Origin of the sequence: Cyanobacterium sp. uoEpiScrs1 (assembly GCF_947331815.1) — a bacterium.
Taxonomy (GTDB): Bacteria; Cyanobacteriota; Cyanobacteriia; order Cyanobacteriales; family Microcystaceae; genus Rippkaea.
In genome coordinates this window covers 2390014-2409731 of sequence record NZ_OX373462.1, presented here as the reverse complement: position 1 = coordinate 2409731, position 19718 = coordinate 2390014, and the positions used below count along the sequence as shown (strand labels likewise).

Sequence of the window (19718 nt, the reverse complement as noted above, 5' to 3'; positions counted from 1 at the left end):
TTTACATAATAGATTTACCAAAAATTTTATATGTATAATAATAAAATAATACTTAGAAAATAAAATAAAAAAGGTAAATTACTTATAGATTTTACCAAAAATCTATAAAGTTAAAATATGTTCTCCTTGACCTCTTCATTAAAGTATTAATTTTCCACAAATAATAGACTGACAATAATATATTATCTAAGGGGTAGTTATGTTAAAATCCAAAAGGATATTAAAACAAATTTAACTATCTAAATTAGAATTAAGTCCTTTAACTAGGGCTTGCTTGTCTCTTTTTAAGATAGAATCTCCTTAATCTGCAACCTTTAATGGAGTTGATTACCCTATGACTGCTTCTCAAGATCGGATCATCCCCACAGACTTGAGTAATGAAATGTCCAGTTCTTATTTAGAATACGCTATGAGCGTTATTGTAGGACGGGCATTACCCGATGCTAGGGATGGGTTAAAACCAGTCCACCGTCGTATTCTTTACGCTATGTACGAACTAGGTTTGACTCCTGAACGCCCCTTCCGAAAGTGTGCCAGGGTAGTTGGGGAAGTCTTAGGGAAATATCACCCCCATGGTGATACCGCCGTTTATGATGCGCTAGTAAGGATGGCGCAAAGTTTTTCTATGCGCTATCCACTCATTGAAGGGCATGGAAATTTTGGATCGGTAGATAATGATCCTCCTGCAGCTATGCGTTATACGGAGTGTCGTCTACAATCCTTATCAACAAATTCTTTATTAACAGATATTGAATCAGAAACAGTTGATTTTGCTGACAACTTTGACGGCTCACAACAAGAACCGATCGTACTTCCTGCTAGAATTCCTCAATTATTACTTAATGGTTCTTCGGGAATTGCAGTGGGAATGGCGACGAATATTCCTCCCCATAACTTAGGAGAATTGATCGAAGGAACCATAGCATTGATAAATGAACCAGAGATAGAAGAGGTAAAACTAAGAAAACTTATTCCTGGTCCTGACTTTCCTACTGGAGGACAGATATTAGGTCAATCAGGTATTAAAGATGCTTATACTACTGGACGGGGCTCGATTACAATGCGAGGGGTGGCTACTATTGTCACTATTGAACAAAGAGGTAGACCTGATCGCGAAGCCATTATTGTAACCCAACTACCTTATCAAACTAATAAAGCCGCTTTAATTGAAAGAATTGCTGACTTAGTTAACGATAAACGTATTGAAGGAATCTCTGATATTCGAGACGAGAGTGATCGTGACGGAATGAGGATTGTAATTGAACTTAAGAGGGATGCTTATCCTCGTGTTGTTCTTAACAATCTATATAAACAAACTCCAATCCAAAGCAACTTTGGGGCTAATATGCTGGCATTAGTTAATGGAGAACCACAATTACTTACTATCAAAGGTTTTCTCCAGGTTTTTCTTGATTTTAGAATTGAGACTGTTACCAGACGAACCAAATACGAGTTACGCAAAGCTGAAGAAAGAGATCATCTATTACAAGGATTACTGATCGCTTTAGACAACTTAGATGCAGCCATTCAATTAATTCGCCAAGCAGCTGATATAGCGACTGCTAAAGAGGAATTAGTCGAACAATTTAGTCTTTCCATTGTTCAAGCAGATGCCATTCTACAAATGCAATTGCGCCGCCTCACAGCTTTAGAAGCTGATAAAATTCATGCTGAGCACAAAGAATTACAAATAAAAATTGCCGATTTACAAGATATTTTAGCTAAACGCGAACGTGTCGAAACTATTATCAAAGAAGAACTCGAACAAATTAAATCTATTCATGCTGCCCCTCGCCGTACCGAAATTATTCGTGACGACGGAGAAATCATTGATACTGATTTAATTGCTAATGAGCAAGCAATTATTCTCCTCACAGAACAAGGATATATTAAACGCATGCCTGTCAGAACCTTTGGGGCACAAAGTAGGGCAACACGAGGCAAAGCGGCAGCAAAGATAAAGGAAAATGATGTAGTTGAACATTTCTTAACCTGTTGTGATCACGACCAAGTTCTGTTTTTCAGTGATCGTGGTGTTGTCTATGGTATCCCCGCTTATCAAATTCCCGCAGCCTCTCGAACTGCGCGGGGAGTTACCATAGTCCAGATGTTACCAATTCCCAAAGATGAAAAAATCACTTCTATTGTGGCAGTAAGTGAGTTTAGTGAAGATATTTATCTTATAATGTTAACCCGTAAAGGATACATCAAAAAAACAGCCTTAGCTGCCTTTAGTAACATTCGCGCCAACGGATTAATTGCCATTTCTTTAGGAGAGGGAGATCAACTGCGTTGGGTAAGACTTGCTAGGGTAGAGGATAGTATTATTATCGGTACCCGCCAAGGAATGGCAATTCATTTTCACGCTAATCACCAGCAATTGCGACCTCTAGGACGATCCACACGAGGGGTTAAATCCATGAAATTGAAGTCAGATGATGACTTTATTAGTATGGATATTCTTTCAAGTCAAGTGATAGCTGGAATGGAGGATACACAAGAGGAGGAAGACGACGAATTACTTGAGACCGACGAATTACTTGAGACCGACGAAACTATTAGTGGTCCTTGGGTATTAGCTATTACTAACGGAGGGTATGGAAAGCGGGTTCCAGTCAATAAATTTCGTCTTCAAAATCGCGCAGGAATGGGAGTTAAAGCTATTAAGTTTAAATCTAAAACTGATCGTCTAGCGTCGCTGCATATTGTAAATGAAGATGACGAGTTGATGATTGTATCTAACCGAGGGATTATTATTCGTCAAGCAGTTAATGCTATTTCTCTACAATCTCGTATGGCTACGGGAGTTCGAGTACAAAAGTTAGACGATGATGACGCGATTGCTGCTGTTGCCTTAGTTCCTCCGGCTGCACAAGAAGAAGAAAGTAATGAAGTAAACGAAAGTGAAGAGGAATAAAACTATTAGTAGGGATTAACGATTGTTAATCCCTACTAATAGTTTTATATTGATAGCTAGATTTATATTAGTGTCAGTAAACAATTTGTATTATAGTTGGTGTTAGTTGTTGATTAATTTTATAATTTATCTTAATTCTAATTAAATAAATATGAGTTCTCACATTAATAGAACTTATCAAAATAGTTCGTGATTAACATTTTTAGGTTTCAAGATAATTTTTAATTAAATTTATCTTTAACTCAGAAGCAAGTCTACTACGCTATGAAGTTAAAAAATTGATATTCATACACTCGTTTATAATCAGACTCGGTTTAAAAACTCATGTTGTTATAATAAAGAATCAATATTAATTATTGTTAAATAATTAATCAATAATTACAATTAAATTTAAGGATAATCATCTCCTTAAGTTAATCATATAGAATGATAAGAATAAAGTCTATTTGGTTATGAATAATAGTTAAATTTTTAGCATCTAAAATAATTACTGCAAAGAATAAACATAAATTATTTTAATACATAAAATACTACAAAAGTGTAACGAAAATCAGTATTGAAATAAAAATGTTATTATCAGTCTAATGAATCTCAAAGCCGTAAAATTAGTTAATTCTCATTTTATCAGTCAAGATAAGATTTTAATGTGCTTCAAAAACTCTACTAAACTTAATTAGGATTATGTGTATAGATTTATAGATAATTACCCAAGGGATTATCAATTATTTTTCCTAGTAAACTATCGTTAGTTTATTTATATGAATAATGTCTCATGAGGTGTTCAGTTCAGTACAAAATTGTTTATATCCTATGAATAAGATGATTAAATTGATTGAAAGACCGGTTTATAGTCTAATTGATATTAATTACTTAAAAAGGGGAGTTTTATTAAATTAATATTTTTCGACCAACTTATCACACTTAAATTTAAATGCAAACAAAATAACCAACGATTAAAATATTAAACTGGTGTGTGGTAATTCCACTTTGTCAAAAAGATATTTCAATTCAAGCCGGAATAGATTGGTACCGAATGTTCTGTTTATTATTAATACTGTACCGAACATTCAGTACAAAGATTATATATCCAAGTCAGTCAAATTTAATTTAGGTCCATAGGTTTCAATAAATTCCCGTCGTGGTGCAACGCGATCTCCCATTAATACAGTAAATATACGATCAGCTTCAGCAGCATCCTCAATCTCTACCCGTTTCATAGTACGGGTTTCAGGGTTCATAGTAGTATCCCATAGTTGTGCAGGCATCATCTCCCCTAATCCTTTAAACCGTTGAATAGTGTAATTAGCATTAGAGGGCAAGCTGTGAAGATGTTCTTGTAATTCTCTCTCATTGTAACAATAAACATGATTACGTCCCCTTTCTACTTTATATAAAGGGGGACAGGCAATATAGATATAGCCACGATCTATTAATTCCCGTTGATAGCGATAGAAAAAGGTTAATAGAAGGGTGCGGATGTGCGCGCCATCTACATCTGCATCAGTCATAATAACTACTCGATGGTAACGCAATTGAGAGTCATCAAATTCTTCTCCTTTAATGCCTAATCCTAGAGCTGTGATTAACGATTGAATCTCGTTATTTTTATAAATTTTTGCATCATCGGTTTTCTCAATATTTAGGATTTTTCCCCGTAGAGGTAGGATAGCTTGAAAACGACGATCACGTCCTTGTTTGGCACTTCCTCCTGCAGAATCCCCTTCCACTAAATAAATTTCAGCCTCTTCAGGATCTCTAGTACTACAATCTGCCAATTTTCCAGGTAAAGGGGATGACTCTAAAACTGACTTTCTGCGGACTAATTCTCTGGCACGTCGTGCTGCTTCTGCTGCTTTAAAAGCTTGGATTGCTTTTTCAATAATATTATCGACAACATGAGGATTAAATTCTAAATATTCATTTAGAACTTCCCCCACCAAAGAATCAACAATCCCCCGAACTTCTGTATTACCTAATTTAGTTTTTGTTTGTCCTTCAAACTCCGGTTCAGGAACTTTAACAGAAATTACTCCTGTTAATCCTTCCCTAATATTTTCTCCCCCTAAATTAGACTCATTATCTTTGATTTTATTGCGTTTGCGAGCAATATTATTCATGGTCCGAGTTAAAACTGTTTTTAAGCCCTCTAAATGGGTACCCCCATCAATAGTCCGAATATTATTAGCAAAACCCAATAAATTATCACTATAAGCATCAAGACACCATTGCAGAGCTACTTCTACTTGAACCCCATTTTTCTCTCCAGAAACATAAATGATGTCTTGATGTAGGGGTTCTTTTTGTCGACACATATAGATGACATATTCCTTAATCCCTCCCTCATAACAATAGGTTTCAATATGAGGCTCTTTAGAGCGATAATCTCTAAAAGAAATAGTAACTCCTGCATTGAGGTAAGCTAATTCTCTCAGTCGACTGGATAAAGTACTATAGTCAAACTCTATTCCTACTGTAAAAATTTGGGTGTCTGGTAAAAAAGAAATGGAGGTTCCAGTAGCGTGACTAGGGTCAGGTGCAGCTTCTAGCGATCCTATGGGAATTCCTCTTTCATAGCGTTGGATATGAATTTTTTTATCTCGCCAAACCTTAACATTGACCCATGCTGACAAGGCATTGACAACAGAAACTCCAACGCCATGTAAACCTCCAGAAACTTTATAGCCTCCTCCCCCAAATTTACCACCAGCATGGAGAACTGTCATCACCGTTTCTAAGGCAGATTTCCCTGTAGTAGGATGAATATCGGTGGGAATCCCCCTGCCATTATCTATAATAGTGACAGACCCATCAGAATTTATATCAACTTCAATATGAGTACAATAGCCTGCGAGGGCTTCATCAATGGAGTTATCGACGACCTCGTAGACAAGGTGATGAAGTCCCCTGGGTCCAGTAGTTCCAATATACATCCCTGGACGCTTGCGGACGGGATCTAACCCTTCAAGGACTTGTATCTGTTGTGCACCGTAATCGCTTGTTGTCATAAATATTTTCCCAAAATAGCTTAATAATAGCTTACAGGGGAACTTCTAACCCCTTGATGACAAAATCTTCAAAAATTTTAGCATATAAGGTTTAAAGACTGCTTTAGCCAGGTTTGGAGAGAGGTTTTTATTTGGGTGTGGATAGTAATTCTAGAAATAAATCTAGTCGAAAATTCAACTTTTGACTGAATGTAGGAGTCAATAACTGTGAATACTATTATTCTTGACTTATAAAGATAAATTTTTAAAATTTACTTATTGTTAAATTAGTATTAATAATTGAGTCTTTAAATTAGTTTTATGAACTAAATATTAAAATATTTAAACTATCTAAACATAGACAATATAGTAATTTATGGCAAAAATTGCTATATTTGATAGCAAGCAATAAATAACAATTAAAGAAAGAATAAAAATATAATATAAAACATAACAATATATTGCCATACTTAAATTTTACAATTAATATTTTATATTGACTTTACTATTATTTTAGTTGACTATTATCCCCATAACGTGATTATTATACAATCTATTAATTTAAAAATTAAGCACTAATAATTATATTTAAATAAGTACTTATTTAAATATAATTCAAATATTTATTGCTCAATAAATATCTTGTTAAAACAACATAGCATAGTTATTGTTAAGCAGTAATTTAAGTTATTGTATTAGAAACATAAGTGATCAAAAACTAAAAATTATCAAAGTAAAAATTAGTCCTCAATAACAAGTACTTAAGTCCTAAGCAACTAATAAAGTTTTGACGACTATCTAATAAGGAACTAAGTGTTATTCTTCATATAGATTAGCCTTTATAGTTTATTTTAGCTCACAATTATTCAGAAGTAATCGTCATCACTAGTAACAACAGAAGTGAAAGACCTATATCTGTAGACCATAGTAATATTTTTTCTGTATCGGACGTAAAGAATTATATTCCAGAAAATAAATTTAATGAATATATTTTATTTAGATATAAATTATAACGGATTGCTTATTAATCAATTGTATAAATTATTTCTGATAATTTAATCGTACGTAGTTAAAGTATAGGGCAAAAAATAATCTTTTCTAGAATCTAGAGATAAATAAAGATTTTGACTCTAACTTGAATACTCATTAGAGTCTATTCTAATGAGTATTGCAGATAGTATACTGTGTATCTAAACATTTAAACGAATAATCGTATGCTGCGACTAGAAAACATTAGTAAAATCTATCCCACTGCAGAAGTGTTAAAAAACATCACTTGGGAAGTCAATCCTGGAGAACGGGTCGGATTGGTGGGAGCAAATGGGGCAGGTAAATCTACTCAACTTAAGATTATTATGGGACAAGTGGAACCTACTTCTGGAGAGATAGTTCGGCCAGAAAGTATGAAAATTGGTTATCTAACCCAAGAATTTGAGGTTGTACCAAGTCGAACTGTTCATGAAGAATTCTGGGCTGCATTTGAACAAGCTAATCGCGTCCATCAAGGATTAACCATAATTCTTCATAAGATGGAGATCGCCAGTTCTGATGAATTAGATAAATTAATCTATAAACTAGATAAATTACAAAGAGAATTTGAAGCTCTTGATGGTTATTCTCTCGATGCCGCTATTGCCAAAATACTACCGGAGATGGGCTTTGATCCTGAAGATAGTGAGCGTTTGGTAAGTTCTTTTAGTTGTGGTTGGCAAATGCGGATGAGTTTAGGAAAAATTCTCTTACAAGACCCTGATATTTTATTACTTGATGAACCGACTAACCATCTAGATATAGAAACCATTGAATGGGTTGAAAAATATCTCAAAAAACTTAATATACCAATGGTAATTGTTTCTCATGAGCGAGAATTTTTAGACCGTTTGTGTACAAAAATTGTTGAAACAGAGCGTGGTGTTTCTAGCACTTATGTTGGAAATTATTCTAACTATCTTCAACAAAAAATTATGAATCGAGAGATTCAAGAAAATACATATCAACGGCAACAAAAAGAAATACAAAAACAACAGGAATTTATTGAACGTTTTCGAGCTAGTGCGACTCGTAGTACCCAAGCAAAGAGTCGTGAAAAACAACTCGAGAGAATGGAAACCTTAGATGCTCCCATGGCAAATGTAAAAACTTTACAGTTTGATTTTCCTCAAGCTCCTACTAGTGGACGGGAGGTTATACTTATTAAAGATTTAGTCCATAGTTATGAAAATAAGATTCTTTTTTTAGGGGCAAATTTATTAGTAGAACGAGGTGATCGTATTGCCTTACTAGGTCCCAATGGCGCAGGAAAATCAACTCTGCTTCGTTTAATTATGAACTTAGAAAAAGCTGATGATGGGGAGATAACATTAGGAAGATATAATGTTATTCCAGGATATTTTGAGCAAAATCAGGCTGAAGCATTAGATCTAAGTAAAACTGTTATAAGCACAGTTCATGATGAGGTTCCCGATTGGACTAATACAAAAGTTCGTTCTTTATTAGGTCGATTTCTTTTTAGTGGAGAAACAGTGTTCAAAAAAGTTGAAGGGTTAAGTGGTGGAGAAAAAGCCAGACTTGCGTTGCTTAAAATGTTGCTAGAACCTGTTAATTTATTAATTCTTGACGAACCAACTAATCATTTAGATATTTCAGCTAAAGAAACACTTGAAGAAGCTTTATCTAAATATGAGGGAACGGTTTTATGTGTATCCCATGATCGCTATTTTATTTCTAAAATTGCTAATAAAATTGTTGAGATTAAAGAAGGAGAATTAATAGTTTATTCAGGAAATTATCATTCATATTTAGAAAAAAAAGAAGAAGAAAGACAAAAAGCAGAGGAAGAGAAAATAAAAGCTGAAAAAGCTAAAAAAAGAGCTAAAAAAAAGGAAAAAGAGAGGGCAAAAAAATCAAAGATGTAATCTACATTTGTTTTAAAAAGTTTTAATTTAGTTTTTTAAAAATTTTAAAGAATACTAATTTTAAATAAAATGGATTTAGTTAATAGGAGTCTAGTCAATGTATGCAAGTACAACGAGTAATTGTAAATTCAGTAAGAAGACAGTCAATCTATTCCAGAATTAACATTCTATTGAAGCTAGATGTATTTTCATAATTGATTAATTTTTTTATCTAGGCAAAGTGATGGCAATTGTGATAGTGTCTAGACTTTTTTGGTAATTGCTCGTGGCTACTTTTTATTGACTTCATAAACAGTCCAAACACTCTTATATTGAATTCTAAGGAGTAAAAATTAATATTTTATATTCAAGGACCAAAATAGTTTTTTATAAAGAAAATAACTCTTGTAGGGGAATATAGGTCAAGAAAAAATAACTAATTTTTAATAGAGAAACGGAGTTAAGAATAATGGGAGAATAAATAATTATTTTAGGATGTTAACAAAAATTTATTTATTTGTTAATTATTATTATTTGAATAATGTTCCGGATATTTTTATATGTCTTTAACACCGACAACCACTATCTAGGTTTTGACATCTCTGAACCTGTCTAAATTAAATAATTTTTATAGATATAAAACATAAAAAATGAATAGTAATTAATTATGTATTCTAGGGTAGTAATTAACATCTTATATCATAACAAAATAAAAAATAGATACAAACACTACAAGCTGTATTATTTTTATATGCTTTAAAATAGCAAAATATATATTTTAAACAAAAGAAAAATAAAGAAATTGGTTTGAAAGCTATGACTGAATTTATCAATTTTTTAATATTTAAATTGCTATTATATAGATTACACTGATTAAGTTAAGCAATAAAATGTAAAATGTAATCGGACTAGGATAACTGAAAATATATATTATTTATTTGTAAATGAAGAAAACAATAATAAAAAATAACCAATAAATTATGTATTAAATAAGTATTTTTTTAATGCACAAATTTTAAATAACTAACAATAAACAATTAACGATATTTAAAAGGTTAATTTATTATCAAGAATAAACCCGGAGAGAGTGACCTATTGAAGTGAGGTACAGTTTAATTTTGTCAACAATAGTTTTCTGACGAAAAATAGTTGATACTGCAACTCATCTTATTATTTAATTACTGATAAAATCATCGTTAAATGATGACATGTTTTTAGTAGATTTTTATGCAAACCCATCTAATTGTTATATGTGGTGCAACAGCAACAGGCAAATCTTGGTTAGCCTGTCAATTAGCCCAACGTTTAAACTCCTTCATTATTAGTGCTGATTCTCGTCAAGTTTATCAAGAATTTGATATTGGAACAGCCAAACCAACTCTGGGACAACAAGCTCTGGTTCCTCATTATCTGATTGATATCTGCAAACCAACACAAACATTAACTTTAGCTCAATACCAAGAAAAAGCACAATCATTAATTGAGTCAGCTCCTCCTCTATCCCCTCCTTTCTTAGTGGGAGGGACAGGTTTATATATCAAATCAATCATACGAGGATTGAAAATTCCTAGAGTTGCGTTTCAACCTCAATTACGATTACAACTCAGTGCTTTAGGTCAATCACAATGCTATGCAAAATTAAAACAAGTTGATCCGATTGCTGCTAATAGAATTCATCCCAATGATCAAGTAAGAACTCTCCGTGCTTTAGAAGTATTTTACGTCACAGGATGCCCTATTTCTGAACAACAGGGAGAGAATCCTCCCTCTTATCCCATCGTGCAAATTGGATTGTACTGTGAACAGAAATATTTGCAAGAACGAATTAGAAAACGAATTGAAGATATGGTTAATATGGGATTAATTGAAGAAGTTGAAAAAATAATACAGAAATACGGGTGGAATCTACCGCTATTAAATACCTTAGGATACTTAGAAATTAAACAGTATCTTCAGGGAAATTTGTCCTTAGCTGAGGCTAAAAAAGCAATAATAACACACACTAGACAATTTGCAAAACATCAAAAAACCTGGTTCCGTACCCATAAAGAAATTGAATGGTTTGATATAACCTCTCCCAATTTCTTAGAAAAAGTTTGGTCTAAATTAACCAGTTGTTAAATAAAAAAGATAAATAGATGTGTAATTATATTTAAGAAATTTTTTCTAGATAAATATGTAGTATAGCGAAACTAAACTATTGACAATAGTAGTTTAGTTAGCAGTTTAACCTATAGATAAAATATTTTGTCTAAATTAAAACAGTAAACAATATAAATTAAAGCAATAATTATTGATAAGAGTTAATTTTTTATAAAAAGTAACTTAATACAATCCCTAGTACAATAATAATTATATAAATAATATTGCTATAACATCAGGCAATATTGTAGCAAAAGCTCAATCAAAAATAAAGGTGCCACGCTTATTGAAGTAATTATATTGAGAGTAAAAAAATAGCTAGAGTAAACTAATAGACTACAAATTAGTTATTTTCATAACTATTTTTGAATATCAAAAATTGTCTATTTTTTAATTTTAGAAGATAGATAATATAAAAAAAAGTAAAAGACTAACTTTTAACATATTAATCTAAGCTATAAAAAACAGAAAACAACATAATATTGATATATAAAAATACAATATTTATCTACTCAGCAAACTATGTATTAAATTGACTATTGGGATTGTGAATTATTCACAATGTATTTTACAAATAAGTAATAGCAAGTTATCTTTTAGTTTATGCTTATAAAAATAAACAATTAAGGCATATCATGTTATTAGGAATATTTTCTTAGAAAAGGTAAGACTGGAAGAAAAGAGATGGGAACAATAAATATACTGGTTTTTTATAAAAAAATAAATTTTTACTATTATTAGCATAATGATAATTTCGTTTAAAGTCTTAGTGCTTATAATTTATTCCTTTCTTCACGACATCTACTCATACTTTAAGTTCAACGAAAGAAATAAGTTAAACTTAACTCACTTTTTACATAAAAAATTTTGGTTTGTCGTTTTGCATCAACTTTAGTATGAACTTATACAATTTTCTTTTGAGAAAAAATCAAAGTAATGATTCATCCTTTCAATGTAAACTTACGTAAAGCAATTGTTAACCGAATCTGAAATATATTAAAACCTTTACATTAATTGGTGCAAGAAAGATAGACTGTTCAGTAGAATCTGACTAGCTGTTTCAACCAAACTCAATCTTCAAGAGAGTAAATACTCACAGTGAAGACATATAAATGTTTAATAAAGCATTAGAATGCTATGACAGATTCGGTTCTTCAATCCCAAATTAAAGTTACTGGCGACTGCCCCCGAATTCAGAAATGGATACGCTCCCTTGTCTGGAAAATTGCTATTGCTACCCTACTTTTAATGGCAGTAGGCAGTGCTACACGAGTAATGAATGCAGGTCTTGCCTGTCCTGACTGGCCGTTATGCTATGGTCAATTGGTTCCCAGTCAACAGATGAACCTACAAGTGTTTCTCGAATGGTTTCATCGTCTCGATGCTTCTCTTATTGGCTTAAGTACTTTCGTTCTTCTCGGACTCTCATGGTGGTTTCGGAAAGAACTACCTGAATGGCTGCCTTGGGCCTCATTGGGGACGTTGGGGTTGATTGTCTTCCAAGGAGTCTTAGGAGGACTTACAGTAACTCAACTGCTAAGGTTTGATATTGTAACCGCCCACCTTGGAACAGCCTTACTCTTTTTAGGAACTCTTATTGTTATTGCTGTGTGTCTTACACCCTATCAAGGAACCACCAACGCAAAAAAACTAAGTTGGGGAGCAACCATCGCTGTTACTTTAGTCTATCTACAATGTTTGTTAGGCGCCTTAGTGGGATCTCGATGGGCGGTACATCAATGTTTTGGGGGTTCGCAACTATGCACCGTGATGAATAGCCATATCATTGGTGTTTTTCCAGCTACTATTGCGACCCTTAGTGTTGTGTTTATCGCTTGGAGTACCTCCGCCCTCCATCCCTGGTTACGTAAACTCGCTTGGGTTGCTGGCGGCATTGTGGTCTTACAAATCTTGTTAGGGATTGCCACTTTCCGATTACATCTACAAGTAGAACCTTTAACTGTGGCTCACCATACCTTTGGTGCTGCCCTCTTTGGTACGTTAGTCGCCTTGACAACGTTAGCCATTCGTGATGTCAGGAGTTCCTCACTTTAGTGTGGTACCACTGCACAGAAGTTAGAAATTAGAATTGAAACTTTTGACTAATTTAGGGTCCAAAAGAAGTTCTGTTCTCATCAATGCTTCAAGAACAAAAACTGACAAAACCTCAAGTAAATCAACAGAATTTGGTGTGTATTAATGATTGGGACTGATGTTGCCCCCCGTAACGAAAACTGGCTACAAGTCATAAATAGCTATTATCAGCTAACTAAACCTCGTATTATTCCACTATTACTGATCACTACCACCTCTGCTATGTGGATTGCTGGTGGAGGCCGGGTGGATCTGTTTACCCTATTTATCACCTTATTAGGAGGAACTCTCGCCGCTGCTTCAGCCCAGGTGATGAATTGCATTTATGATCGTGACATTGATTATGAAATGTTACGGACTCGGGCTCGTCCTATCCCTTCTGGGCGAGTACGATCACGTCATGCCTTCATTTTTGCTGTCATCCTTGCAATCTTATCTTTCTGTCTGTTTGCCTTATTTATCAATGTTACTAGTGGTTTATTAGCTATGTCTGGCATTATTTTTTATATGCTGGTATACACCCACTTTCTTAAACGTAATAGTACACAAAACATTGTAATTGGTGGTGCGGCAGGTTCTATTCCTCCTCTGGTAGGTTGGGCAGCAGTAACAGGAGGTTTAAGTTGGGTCGCTTTGGTTTTATTTATTATCATTTTCCTGTGGACTCCTCCCCATTTCTGGGCCTTGGCATTAATGATCAAAGAGGATTATGCTCAGGTCAATGTTCCTATGATGCCGGTGGTAGAAGGAGAAGAGTCTACGGTTCGTAAGATTTGGTGGTACACTTTACTAGTTATTCCTTGTACTTTCCTTCTGGTTTATCCTCTAGGAGTATCTGGGATAGTTTATGGTGTGATTGCAGTAGTTTTGGGGGGTAAATTTATCCAGAAGGCTTGGCGATTAAAACAAGATCCCTTCAATCAAGAATTAGCACGAGCACTATTCAAATTTTCCATCTTTTACTTAATGCTTCTCTGCACAGGAATGGTTGTTGATAGTCTGGCTGTGACCCATCAATTAATTGCAACTGTTGGAGATAACTTAAATATGTTAGTTAACTTAATTTCCTTTGGATAACTCAGGATTTTTCTGTCAGGATACCCTGGCATGGGAAGGTGTAGGGTATTCTGGCAGGTTACTCCTTGATTATCTCAAGATGAATATTGATGCATGATACGATAAACATAAAACCTAATTTCGATACCTAATACAAAACTAATTAACAGAATTTTGAGATATCTCCAAAGAGAACTTTATAAGCAATAAGCATTCTTGAGATTAAAAAGGTTAACGTCAAGTCTAAAAGCCCTTTTAGACCAAATACCTGTTGAAGTATTTAGAATTATTTTCTTGACTTTCGAGATCGATTGATAGCTAATATCTATCTGCCCTGAAAAGTTCCTCTCCATCTATTATTAATAGATGAGTTCATCCTGCTTTAAACTATCCGTATTGTGAGAGTTAATTATTCCCACATAACTCTCTGCTTCGTTGTGTTCCACTCTATGTATTGAGAATAATAATAATGTCTATAAATATTATTATAACTAAGGTTAATCAATAGTCTGTATACTCAAGATCGCTTTAAAATTAGATATAGTTTCTGGAACTTATAAGTTGTTGTCATTATTACTTTGTAGAATTTTCTCCATTTCTTTGAATTCGGCTAGACTTTTTTGCGCAGCTTCTTCATCTAAAATACTGAGAGCAAATCCCACATGAACAATTACATAACTACCTACTTTGACGTCAGGAACATAAGCTAAGCTTACTTCCTTAATGATTCCACCAAAACTTACTCTTCCCTTTTTCATTAAGGGTTTATCCCCAGTGATATTAAGAACTTTACCTGGAACAGCTAAGCACATCCTTTGATTATCCTCAAAAAAAACACTTACTAACAATCTTAAACCTTTAATGTTAGACTGCTCGCACCTTAGTCTCCTAAGACATGGAAGGTTTATGATAAGATTAGTTTTTAATATTCTAGAAAAAAAATAGCCACTTAGTATAACCTATTAACTTTTCTTAAACTGAGCTGTCAGTTTTTTTTAGAATTTTTGCTCTATAGTATCCTTGGCAGGATACTTAGGCAGTTAATAAAGAATGATTATTAGCTATAATTTGATATTAGTAGCTATATATTCTATCGGTTTAGTATTTGCGATATTCCCGCCATAATTTGTCCTAACGCAATTCCACCATCATTGGGAGGTATTTTTTTGTGCCATACTGGAATAAATTGTTCTTGGTTTAATCGACTAACTGCTTGTTCAGTTAAATATTTATTTTGAAAACATCCTCCTGTTAAAACAACTTTTTTTTCTGAGATAATCTGAGAAATTTCAATTATTACTTCAACTAAAGTGTTATGAAACTTAGTTGAAATTTCCTCAATAGATAAACATTCTGAAATATTGTTTAAAATTTCTTTTATAATCAATTGCCAATCGATAATTAAAGGAAAACTGGTTCCTAATATTTCATAGGGATAAACTTGGTCTGTTTTACAGTCGATAGCTTTGTATTCTAAGGACATCGCACCTTGTCCTTCGAAACTAGTTTGTTGACAAATACCCAAAATAGAAGCTACTCCATCAAAGATCCGTCCTACACTTGAAGTCAGCGGAGCATTTAAATTAAGAGATAACATTTGTTGGATTAATTCTAATTCTTTATTAGAACAATCTTCAAATAATTGCAATTTTTCTAATCCGTCAAAAGACCCAAAAACCTCATAAAGCATACCTAAAGCAATACGTCTTGGTTCTTTAACTGCCCGATCTCCTCCAGGTAATCTAAAAGGTCGAAAATGAGCAACTCGTTGATAACCAGCGTCAGTAATTAACAAAAATTCTCCACCCCAGATCGTACCGTCTGTTCCATAACCTGTGCCATCCCATGCAACTCCTAAAACAGGTGCATTAATTCCATTTTCTGCCATACAAGAGAGAACATGAGCATAATGATGTTGTACTTTAACTACTGGCAAATCTTGGGATCGGGCAAATTGACTTGAAAGATAGTCAGGATGTGCATCACAAGCGATAACTCTAGGTTTAAGGTCATAAAGTCTTTTTAGACTATCTATCTCTTGATAAAATGTACTTAAGGTTTTATATTTACTTAAATCTCCAATATGTTGACTCATAAATACTTGATTACCCCGTAAAATTGCTACCGTGTTTTTCAACTGTCCACCGGTGGCTAGAATAGATATGGATGGAGGTGAATGTTCAATTTCTGTGTTTTGCGTTTTATTCTCTGACTTTAAAATAATAGGACAAGGTGTATATCCTCTTGCACGACGGAGAACTACTTCTCTTCCCGCCATAACGCGAACAACAGAATCATCTACAGGACGTAGAATGGGACGATTGTGGACCAAAAATACATCGGCTATATGTCCTAATTTTTTTATAGCTTCTTTTTCATCAATACAGATGGGCTCATCGGATATATTTCCACTAGTGGCGATTAAAGGAAATTTTCTGTTTGAAAGTAATAAATGATGTAAAGGAGTATAGGGCAACATAACTCCCCAATAGGGATTGTTTGGAGCGATAGACTTCCATAAGTTAATATAATTTGATTTACGTTTTAGTAAAACAATAGGAGCTTCAGGAGAGGTTAATAATTCTTCTTCTAGAGGACTAACCAGACAATGGTTCTTAATTAACTCAAGGGATGGATACATTAAGGCAAAAGGTTTTTGAGGGCGACTTTTGCGCTGTCGTAATTTTCTAACAGCATTAGGATTGCTCCCATCAGTCATTAGATGGAATCCTCCTAGTCCTTTAACTGCTATGATTTTTCCCTCTTCTATAGAATTTACTGCAATTTTCAGAGCTGATTTTTGAGCAGCTATATTGTTTCCTTGCTTGTCCCAAAGGGATAATTGGGGTCCACAACGGGGACATGCATTCGGCTGAGTGTGAAATCTACGATCATAGGAGTTCTTATATTCCTGTTTACATTCAGAACACATAAGAAACTCTTTCATAGTAGTTTGAGGGCGATCATAGGGTAGAGATTCAATGATGGTATAACGAGGACCACAATTAGTACAACTAGTGAAAGGATAACTATATCGTCGGTTTTGGGGATCGAAAATATCTCGTAAACAGTCAGAACATGTAGCTAAGTCAGGTGTGATAATGGCATTTATTTCTCCACCGACACTATGATAAATATCAAAGGTAGTGTATCCACTGTAATCTAACCAAGTAGTTTCTATTGATTGAATCTGTGATTGTGGTGGACCTTCTGTCTCCACTCTTAATAAAAATTCTTTCAGTATTTTTGATTTCCCTTCTACTTCAATAGACACTCCCGCAGCAGAATTACAAACCCACCCCGTGAGATTTAATTCTGTAGCAAGTCGATAAATAAAAGGTCTAAATCCTACCCCTTGAACCATTCCAAATATCAACAATCTTAATCGTTCTTTAATCATTTTTTAAAAAACTAGTCAGGAAAGTGAACAAAATAATACATAAAATGAAAGGCTGATAAAATACTCTGATTCATTATTTATTAATTCTACTTACTTTAATTATTTAATTTTTTAGCTTCTTTTAAACTTAAAGTTTAATTTACAAATATCTGAGTGTATTCAGTTAAGTATTTATTTTGATTATTGAATTTAAGCCCAAACTTATAACTCGTTTAATCTAGTTTTCTATTATTATATTTAAATAATTTATTGACAAGAAATAAGTTATGTCTATTATAGAGTTTTGAATTACTTTCATTTTTTATTAATTCACCACTGTTTATTGTACTGGCAACTAGAATTGTAAAGTAATAAATGGGGATAATAATTGTGTTTTTAATTTAAAATCCCCAATCATCTATTAACAATAGATCAAATCATCGTCCCCCGACAGTAATTTTGTCAACTTTTAGATGAGGTTGTCCCACAGTAACGTAAATGCTTCCACTGATAGAACCACAAAAACCAGGAGCTAGCCCTAAGTCTTGGGAACACATGGAAATCTCCTTCATAATATCTTTGGCGGTTCCAATCAAAGTTGCCCCTTTAAGGGGTTTGGTTACTTTTCCCCCTTCAATCATATAAGCTTCAGAAACAGAAAAGTTAAACTCACCAGTAGGACCAACACTTCCTCCTCCCATTTGCTTACAATAAATTCCTTTATCAACTGATGCAAAAAGATCGTCAATAGAATACTCACCAGGAGCAATATAAGTATTTCGCATACGTGAGGCTGCAGCATAAGCGTAACTTTGACGGCGACCACTTCCTGTACGAGGATGTCCAGTACGGACTGATCCTGTACGATCAGCTAAAAAGTTTCTCAAAATGCCATTTTCAATTAATAAAGTGCATTGTGTTGGCATTCCTTCATCGTCCATATCCAAGGTTCCAAACTCCTGATTAGATAACCCTTCATCCCAAGCCGTTAAACTTTCATGGGCAATCTTTTCACCTTTTTTCTCTATGAAAGGAGTAGTTTTGTGTTCAATTTGGGTAGTTTCTAGTAAATGTCCACAGGCTTCATGGAAAATAACCCCACCAAACTGATTAGCCATAATAATTGGATAATTACCCGATTCAACATAATCTGCATAGAGCATTTTACCTGCAGATTCGGCTACCTCTTCAGCAGCGGCTTCGTAGTCCCATTCTTGTAGAAAATAGGGATCACTGGTGTTTCCAAACCGTTTACCAACAGAGGTGCGGTGCTCTCCATCGGAACATAATAGTGAATAACCTACAGATTGTGTTAAGCGAATATCTCTGGCAAAAACTCCATCACTAGCGGCGACCAAGATTTCTTGCCAATCACGAAAGTACATAACCCGACGAGACTGGGCATGACTTGCCTTTTTTTCCAGTCTTGCATTAGCGGATAACAGAACATCACCCATATCTGCCATGGAACTGCAATTACCCAGCCAAAGTTCTTTATCTTTTGCTTTTGCATAATCTCGCATCATTTCTAGGTTAATTTCAGGAATGTAAGCGTTGGAAGAAATACAGGTTAGCTCCAAAATAGATAGTGCTTTCTCTAAGGCAGTTTTAAGCCCTGTAAAAGAGATATCATTTGTACTAACATAACAATCTTCTTTCCCTCGAAAGACACGTATACCAGCTCCTGTGGAGAGACGAGGGGATAGACTTGTAATAGTGTCTTGTTCAGCTAAACAACTGATATAGTTTACCCGCTCTAGAAAAAATTCGATAAAATCCGCCCCTGCTGCCCGTCCTAATCCTAGTAAAATAGATAGGGGAGCTTGCCAACTTTGGTCAAAGTGATCGCGGCTAAAATGATAAGTTAAGTCAGGGAGTTCTTTAGACGTTAATAGTGTGGGTACCATAAGTTGTGTTCCTTAACTAGCTCTCAATGATATTGCTGATTTGTAGGGGCGCATTCGTTAGTTTAACTCATCTTTCAATGAATTTATCTAGTATTTGTTAGGTGTTTAATGAAGTTTGGTGAATTATTTTTTTTGATAGCTATAAAAATTTTTCTAATATTTTCTAATTCATGTGAAGCTTCTCTTGCAATAATACTAATGTAAACAATTCAATTTTAGAGATAATTTCTTTTGTTTCTCTCCGAGAATTTTATTTTATTTTTAATAATATAAAAAAAGATTATTAGATTAATTTAATATCCTATTTGATAACCAACTATTATATGTTTTGTTTGTATTTTTACG

General features: G+C 33.9%; 9 protein-coding genes. 5 read left to right on the top strand and 4 right to left on the bottom strand.

The annotated features are described in order from the left end of the window. Positions 1-334 precede the first annotated feature (334 nt). A complete protein-coding gene (gene gyrA, locus OXU93_RS08320) occupies positions 335-2917 on the top strand; it encodes a DNA topoisomerase (ATP-hydrolyzing) subunit A (RefSeq protein ID WP_267383733.1) in 2583 nt (860 codons plus the stop codon). A gap of 1079 nt (positions 2918-3996) precedes the next feature. On the opposite strand, the gene gyrB is transcribed toward gyrA, so the two are convergent. Continuing rightward, complete coding sequence (gene gyrB, locus OXU93_RS08315) at positions 3997-5922, bottom strand: DNA topoisomerase (ATP-hydrolyzing) subunit B (RefSeq protein WP_267383732.1); 1926 nt, start codon at positions 5920-5922, stop codon at positions 3997-3999. Positions 5923-7115: 1193 nt separating this feature from the next. Here gyrB and OXU93_RS08310 point away from each other — a divergent pair. The 4 genes from OXU93_RS08310 to OXU93_RS08295 all read left to right on the top strand — a co-directional run bounded on the left by OXU93_RS08310 (position 7116) and on the right by OXU93_RS08295 (position 14108). After that, positions 7116-8816 carry an ABC-F family ATP-binding cassette domain-containing protein gene (locus tag OXU93_RS08310; RefSeq protein WP_267383731.1) on the top strand — a complete coding sequence of 567 codons (1701 nt, stop codon included), beginning with the start codon at positions 7116-7118 and terminating at the stop codon, positions 8814-8816. A 1206-nt stretch (positions 8817-10022) separates the two neighbouring features. Further along, positions 10023-10916 (top strand): tRNA (adenosine(37)-N6)-dimethylallyltransferase MiaA, encoded by an 894-nt coding sequence (gene miaA, locus OXU93_RS08305; protein WP_267383730.1) that lies wholly within the window; start codon positions 10023-10025, stop codon positions 10914-10916. A 1158-nt stretch (positions 10917-12074) separates the two neighbouring features. Beyond that, positions 12075-12992, top strand: coding sequence for a COX15/CtaA family protein (locus OXU93_RS08300; protein WP_267383729.1), 918 nt, complete (start codon positions 12075-12077; stop codon positions 12990-12992). 144 nt (positions 12993-13136) lie between these two features. Next, on the top strand, positions 13137-14108 hold the full coding sequence (locus tag OXU93_RS08295; RefSeq protein WP_267383728.1) for a heme o synthase: 972 nt from the start codon (positions 13137-13139) through the stop codon (positions 14106-14108). Positions 14109-14641: 533 nt separating this feature from the next. Here OXU93_RS08295 and OXU93_RS08290 read toward each other — a convergent pair. The 3 genes from OXU93_RS08290 to OXU93_RS08280 form a co-directional block, all read right to left on the bottom strand. Further along, positions 14642-14899, bottom strand: coding sequence for a HypC/HybG/HupF family hydrogenase formation chaperone (locus OXU93_RS08290; protein WP_267383727.1), 258 nt, complete (start codon positions 14897-14899; stop codon positions 14642-14644). Positions 14900-15177: 278 nt separating this feature from the next. Then, on the bottom strand, positions 15178-17487 hold the full coding sequence (gene hypF, locus OXU93_RS08285) for a carbamoyltransferase HypF (protein WP_267383726.1): 2310 nt from the start codon (positions 17485-17487) through the stop codon (positions 15178-15180). Positions 17488-17903: 416 nt separating this feature from the next. Then, positions 17904-19373, bottom strand: coding sequence for a TldD/PmbA family protein (locus OXU93_RS08280; protein WP_267383725.1), 1470 nt, complete (start codon positions 19371-19373; stop codon positions 17904-17906). Positions 19374-19718: the final 345 nt, after the last annotated feature.